Source organism: Plesiomonas sp. ZOR0011 (assembly GCF_000800945.1).
GTDB lineage: Bacteria > Pseudomonadota > Gammaproteobacteria > Enterobacterales > CAMTGL01 > Plesiomonas > Plesiomonas shigelloides.
On sequence record NZ_JRKB01000026.1, the window covers coordinates 45,150 to 52,158 of the forward strand.

The 7,009-nt window shown below is 50.1% G+C and carries 5 protein-coding genes; all 5 read right to left on the bottom strand.

The window, feature by feature from the left end:
• The gene (tssC, locus tag L975_RS04855) at nt 1-1,479 is read right to left on the bottom strand and encodes a type VI secretion system contractile sheath large subunit (protein WP_010862308.1); all 1,479 of its coding nucleotides are present in this window, start codon (nt 1,477-1,479) and stop codon (nt 1-3) included.
• 29 nt (nt 1,480-1,508) lie between these two features.
• Nucleotides 1,509-2,012 carry a type VI secretion system contractile sheath small subunit gene (gene tssB / locus L975_RS04860; RefSeq protein ID WP_036768596.1) on the bottom strand — a complete coding sequence of 168 codons (504 nt, stop codon included), beginning with the start codon at nt 2,010-2,012 and terminating at the stop codon, nt 1,509-1,511.
• A 638-nt stretch (nt 2,013-2,650) separates the two neighbouring features.
• Nucleotides 2,651-5,245 carry a TRAP transporter permease gene (locus L975_RS04865; protein WP_052181279.1) on the bottom strand — a complete coding sequence of 865 codons (2,595 nt, stop codon included), beginning with the start codon at nt 5,243-5,245 and terminating at the stop codon, nt 2,651-2,653.
• Nucleotides 5,246-5,339: 94 nt separating this feature from the next.
• Nucleotides 5,340-6,311: a TAXI family TRAP transporter solute-binding subunit gene (locus tag L975_RS04870; protein ID WP_039045468.1), complete on the bottom strand. Its 972-nt coding sequence runs from the start codon at nt 6,309-6,311 to the stop codon at nt 5,340-5,342.
• 492 nt (nt 6,312-6,803) lie between these two features.
• Nucleotides 6,804-7,009: hypothetical protein (locus tag L975_RS18305; protein WP_047707471.1), on the bottom strand; the 206-nt coding region annotated here is incomplete at its 5' end.

The following is a 7,009-nucleotide window of genomic DNA, read 5'->3' on the forward strand; positions in this document are numbered from 1 at the left end:
TTATTCCTTATCTAAACGGCCCACGAGAGACAGTTCAAAACTGGCACCCATATATTTAAAGTGTGGGCGTACTGACATCGCTACCTGATACCAGCCCGGTTCACCTTCCACATCCAGCACTTTAATTTGTGCAGCGCGCAGTGGACGACGGCTACGAACATCGGCTGGCGGGTTTTCCTGATCCGCTACATACTGCTTAATCCAGCCATTCAGTTCACGCTCCAGATCCTGACGCTCTTTCCAAGAGCCGATCTGCTCGCGCTGCAACACTTTGATGTAATGCGCCAAACGGTTGATGATGAACATGTAAGGCAGCTGCGTACCCAGTTTGTAGTTGGTTTCCGCTTCTTTACCTTCTTTGGTATTTGGGAATACCTTCGGCTTTTGTACCGAATTTGCTGAGAAGAATGCCGCATTATCACTGTCTTTACGCATGGTCAGGGTGATAAAGCCCTCTTCAGCCATCTCGTATTCACGGCGATCGGTGATCAGCACTTCAGTTGGGATCTTCGCCTGCAGCTGTCCCATCGCTTCGTACACGTGTACCGGCAAATCGGTTACCGCGCCACCACTTTGTGGGCCGATAATGTTCGGGCACCAACGGTACTTGGCGAAACTGTCGTTCAACGCCGACCCCATCAGATAAGCGGTATTGCCCCACAGGTAATGATCGTGATCAGCGCTAATATCTTCTTTGTAGTTGAAAGTTTTGATTGGGTTTTCAACCGGATCGTACGGCAGACGAGCCAAGAAACGCGGCGCGGTCAGACCCAGATAGCGTGCATCTTCGGACTCACGCAGTGAGCGCCACTTGGTGTAAGCCGGACCTTCAAATACCGATTTCAGATCTTTGATGGATGGCAGATCAGTAAAGCTATCGACCCCAAAGAAAGTCGGTGCTACGGAAGAGATAAACGGAGCATGCGCCATGGCGCCAACGGCACTGACATACTGCATCAGTTTGATATCTGGTGAGCTTTGGCTAAAGGCGTAATCACCGATCACCGCCCCCACCGGTTGACCACCAAATTGGCCGTAACCACTGGAGTAAACATGCTTGTAAAAACCGGACTGGGTAATTTCTGGTGCAAACTCAAAATCATCCAGCAGCTCTTCTTTGGTGGCATGCAAGACTTGGATTTTGATGTTTTCACGAAAATCGGTACGATCCACCAACAGCTTCAAGGAGCGCCAAGAAGATTCCAGCTCTTTCAGTGGCTGAGCATGTAAAATGACATCCATCTGCTTGCTGAGTTTTTTATCTAACTCAACAATCATGCTATCCACCAGTGCTTTATTCACTGGCTCAGCGGTGTTGCCGCTATCCAGAATATTGGCCACCAACGCAGCAATACCCTGCTTAGCAACACTGTATCCCTCATCTACCGGTGTAATTCTGGCTTGCGCCATAATTTCATCCAGCAACGAACCTGAAGAGGCCTGCGCCCCGGCTTTAACTTGTTCTTCAACCACAGACATGTTTCGCTCTCTCTTCCTTTCTTATCCGATTATTCCGCCGGAGCAACCAGATCTAATTCCTTCAGTAATTGTTCGCGCGCTTCATCGCTGGATAATAAATCCTGCAAACGATTTCTAAACGCCGGAATATTTCCCAGTGGACCTTTCAGAGCTACCAGCGCTTCACGCAACTCCAGCAGCTTTTGCAATTCTGGAACTTGGTTAGCAATACTGTCTGGCGCGAAATCGGCCATAGAGGCAAACTGTAATTTCACTGGCAATTCATCTTGGCTACCCTCTTCCAGACGATTTTGCACGCTGAAATTGAGCTCCAAACCCGACTCTTTCATCACGGAGGAGAAGTTATTTTTATCGATGGAAACGGTCTGCCGCTCTTCAATCGGTGTATCTTCGACGCGACCTTTCATATTACCGATAACCATCATTGTCATTGGTAATTCGATTTCGGCCTGCTGACCACCTGTGGCGGGAACATATTTAATATTGATACGTTCTTTTGGCGCAACGCTCACGCCAGTAATTCCTTTACCCATATTCCAGATACCAAGGTTAGAAGGCCAAACAGGCCTAGATGAGGAAATATCAGATATACCGCTAACTGCAGGATCTACAGACGGTATTACAACGAAGCAAAGACAGGTTTACTCGCGACTACACGGTTGAGAAGCAGATAATGCTAGAAATCTCATCCATCTGATTTGTCTGAGTAATATACGTGGAAAATCTACCCTGTCAATTAAACGCAACTACATGATTGCTTACAAATCACATTAAATGTGAGACATATCCCAATGCCAATGATTTCATATAAAAACAATTTAAACATTTTCGGAGATGGTCGTCTTATATAGGGCCAAATCTATTAGCCAGGATAGATGTAGATACAAATAACATAAGGGAATACAACTCAATAAATCTAGAACAAAATGGAATTATTTGTTTTTTATCCAACCACTAAATTCACTTTCTACTACAGGTGGCATCATTAAACCAAGGTTAAACAAAGTGATTAACATTTTGCATAGTGTTCGCAAATAACGCTCGTTTAAGGTAGTTGATTTACGAATCAATTAATTATCTAAAGACATTCTAATTTCACGTTATTCTTATCAAAAAAAGCAGCCCAACGGCTGCTTTTTTAGTGGGTATACGCACTAATATTTTATGATAGCTATTGCTGCGCTCGCGCTAAAGGCGCCGTGGCAGTCGGAGGTAAACGGCGACGCTGCCACCACACAATTAATCCAAAGAGCATAAAGCCTGGGATCCAGATAATTTCTTTACGCCAGCGATCGGTAGGCGCTTTCACGCCAATAATCTGCTGATCAAACTCCAATCCCAATTCAGCGGCTGTACTGCCAAAGGTGACATTATCAATGAGTGTCTTACCATCTTGCTCATACAGCGCAATCCCGAGCTTTTGTAAGCGCTCTTCACCACTTTCGCCAGCAGGTACCGGTAGCAAGACCGTAAAGCGGCGAATCTTCCCTACCGCATCTGGCCCTTCTACTCGCAAGCGCAAATTGCTGTCCTCTTCCACATCCCCCAACGCCTGTACTAGCTGCGCTGGCTCTATCTGACGATAAGGGTCATGGATCCGATCCATCCAAAATCCTGGACGGAACAAGGTAAAGGCCACCAACAGCAGCAATAAGCTCTCATACCAGCGGCTTTTTACGAGGAAATAGCCTTGGGTCGCAGCGGCAAAGATCAACATGGCGATCGTTGCGACCGCAAAGATCAGTACCCCGTGGGCAAAATCCACGTTGATCAGCAACAGATCGGTGTTGAAGATAAACAAGAACGGCAACGCCGCGGTTCGCAAGCTGTAATAAAACGCGGTGATCCCGGTTTTAATCGGATCGCCTTTGGAGACCGCCGCAGCGGCAAACGAGGCCAAACCGACTGGAGGCGTCACATCCGCCATGATCCCGAAGTAAAACACAAACAGGTGCACGGCAATCAGCGGGACGATCAGGCCATTTTGCTGACCCAGCGTGACAATCACCGGCGCCAGCAAGCTGGACACCACGATGTAGTTCGCGGTGGTCGGCAAGCCCATCCCGAGGATCAAACTGAGCAAGGCGGTCAAGAGCAGCATCAGCAGCAAGTTGCCCATCGACAGGTATTCCACCAGATCGGCCAAGACCAAGCCGACCCCGGTCTGAGAAACGGCGCCAACAATAATACCGGCAGTGGCGGTAGCAATACCGATCCCTATCATGTTACGTGCGCCAGCAATCAGCCCTTCACGCAAGTCCACCACACCATCACTGAACGAACCATAATCATGGCGACCATCGGTGCGCAGCCAGTTCAGCAGCGGGCGTTGAGTCAACAAAATCACGACCAACATGACGGTGCCCCAAAACGCCGACAAACCGGGCGATAGGCGCTCGACCATCAGACACCAGACCAGCACCACCACCGGTAACAGGAAATGCAAGCCCGACAGCAACACCGAACGCGTCTGCGGCAGGCGCTCCAGTGGCGCATCAGGGTCTTCTGGTGGCAACGGCTCATTGCTGGCCGCCACTTTCAGCAACCCCAGATAAGACAGCGCCAGCAAAACCCCAATCCCCGGCAGCGCATAATCGCCCAGCAGCGGCTTAAGCCAGCCAAGGCCATAGTACACGGCCAGCGACACACCGCTAACCAACGCCGCACCAAAGGCAAAGCCGGTCAAACGTTGTAACCAAGGGCGCGGTTGTACATTACCGATCGGCTGCATGCCGAGCTTCAGCGCTTCCAAATGCACGATATAGAGCAGCGCAATATAGGAAATTGCCGCGGGTAAAAACGCATGCTTGATGATCTCGACATACGGAATGCCGACATACTCCACCATCAAAAAGGCGGCCGCGCCCATCACCGGCGGCATGATTTGCCCGTTCACTGAAGAGGCCACTTCCACCGCTCCGGCCTTTTCCTTGGAAAAGCCCACCCGCTTCATCATCGGGATGGTAAAGGTACCGGTAGTCACTACGTTGGCGATGGATGAGCCGGAAATTACCCCTGTCAGGGCCGACGCAACCACGGCCGCTTTAGCTGGCCCACCACGCAGGTGCCCCAACATACTAAAGGCCAGTTGGATAAAGTAGTGCCCAGCTCCAGCACGCTCTAAAAGCGCGCCAAACAGCACAAACAAAAAGACAAAACTGGTCGACACCCCAAGGGCAATACCAAATACCCCTTCGGTGGTGATCCACTGGTGATTGGCCAACGCCATTAAGCTGACGCCGCGATGTGCCAGTAAACCCGGCATCCAAGGGCCGGCCAAGCTATAGCCTAAAAAGACTATCGCGATCACCGCTAACGCGGGACCTAATGCGCGGCGCGCGGCTTCCAGCAGCAACGGAATACCCAGACAAGCCACGGCAAAATCTAACGTTGTCAGATTACCCGGTCGCTGGGCTAAAAACTCATAGGCTAAAAACAGATAAGCGGCGCAGCCAGCTCCGGCCAATCCCAGTAGGATATCGCCGATAGGCACGCGATCGCGCGGCGAGGAGCGCAAGGCTGGGAAAACCAAGTAAGCAAGCAAAATGGCAAACGCCAGATGGATGGAGCGCGCTTCGGTATCATTTAGCACCCCGATGCCTAAAACAAACGGCAGTGGTGAAGCGATCCAGAGCTGAAACAATGACCAAAGCAGTGCCAACATGGCAATCACTTTGCTCATCGCGCCCAATGGCAGGCGGGCGCCGACATCCTGAGCAATCAGATCTTCTGCTGATTGCAGTTCTTGTTGTGGTGAGTGTTGCATGGGGATGACTCCGTTGATACTACACAAACAGACCGGCTCTCTAACAAGCCGGCCTGCCTTATTGCGTAACGTGCGGCATAATCAGTGACACTGATTACATCCAGCCACGCTCTTTGTAGTAACGCTCAGCCCCTTCGTGCAGCGGCGCTGACAGCCCCACTTTGATCATGTCGGTTTCTTGCAAATCGGCAAACGCCGGATGCAGACGCTTAAAGCGCGCTAAATTGTCAAACACAGACTTGGTGAGCTGGTACACCACTTCAGGATCGGTCTTGGCACTGGTCGACAGCACCGCTTTCCCGCCAATCGATGGCGTTGGTTGCGGGTTGCCTTTATACAATCCACCTGGGATCTCGGCTTTGGTGTAATAGCTCTTCTCGGCTAACAGTTTATCGATTTCAGGTCCGGTGACCGGCACCAGCACTGCATCGGTGGTAGTCGAGGCTTCTTGAATAGCACCGTTTGGATGACCGACAAAATAGCTCATGGCATCGATATTATTGTCACCCAACGCGGAAGCCTGCTCGGCCGGTTTCAACTCAGAAACAAGACGAAATGCCGACTTATCCCAACCTTTAACGCCCATGATCTCTTCAAAGGTATCACGCTGACCCGAGCCCGGATTACCGATATTCACGCGCTTATTTTTAAGCTCATCAAAGCCACCAATGGCCGCATCTTTACGTGCCAAGATGGTGAAAATTTCGCTTTGCAGCGAGAATACCGCCCGCATATCGTCCATCGCACCTTGCGCTTTGAATGGCTCTAAGCCTTTCATCGCTTTGTACTGGTGATCAGATTGCATGATACCGAAATTAAATTCGCCACTGCGGATCCCGTTAACGTTAGCCACGCCACCACCGCTAGCCGGTGCGTTACATTTGATCTCGTGCTGCGACGCGCCCTGATTAAGAAAACGACAGATAGACTGGCCTGCCACGTAATACACTCCGGTTTGCCCACCGGTACCAATAGTGACAAAACGCTCAGCCGCTTGCGTGGCCGGTACAGACAAGGTTCCAAATAAAGCAGCAGAAATGGCACATGCCAGGGTTAATCCCTTCATCAATTAATCCTTTTTATCGTCATCAGAAGAGTGCCATCGTCCCCTCACGGGGAGATAACGTGGGTAGGTGCAATGTCTTCACGGCAAGAAGACGAATGACGGGGCGTCAACAATCAGGCGGAGGAAAGTTACACCCCATCACAAAAACACACATTCTGAAAATAACCCGAAACAGGCAGGTCAAGGCAAACACTAATCGTGATTCTGGCCGATATTCATCGATTTTTTTGAAGGGGATCAACTTAAAACAACGATTGTTTACGTAGAAATTATCTGGATGTTTATTCTGATAACCAAGTTTGTAACATTATTTTATGTTTTGTCAGACCAGAGAGGGAATATTTGCTCAGCAAACCACGCAACAGCAAGTGCGCACTCAGTTGCATACCAGGGAGATGTTAATCATAAAAACTAAACAGCAATAGGCACTGCCACTCACAGTGCCTATTACGGCGCATTACCGCTAGTTAACGGATATGGAACGCTGCCCTATCAGAACGCAATTCGGTAGGTCAAACCTACATTGCCTTCCCCACTACCAAAACCGATATCTTGGTAGCCAGCCGAGAGACTCACCGCCTGATGTTTATCCGCAGCAAAGGTATAACTCGCCTCGACGTGTGGCATGACATCATCCACATCCGGCACTTGGTATTGGCTTGCTAGACCGGCAAAACCACCGAGCACACTGGCGACTG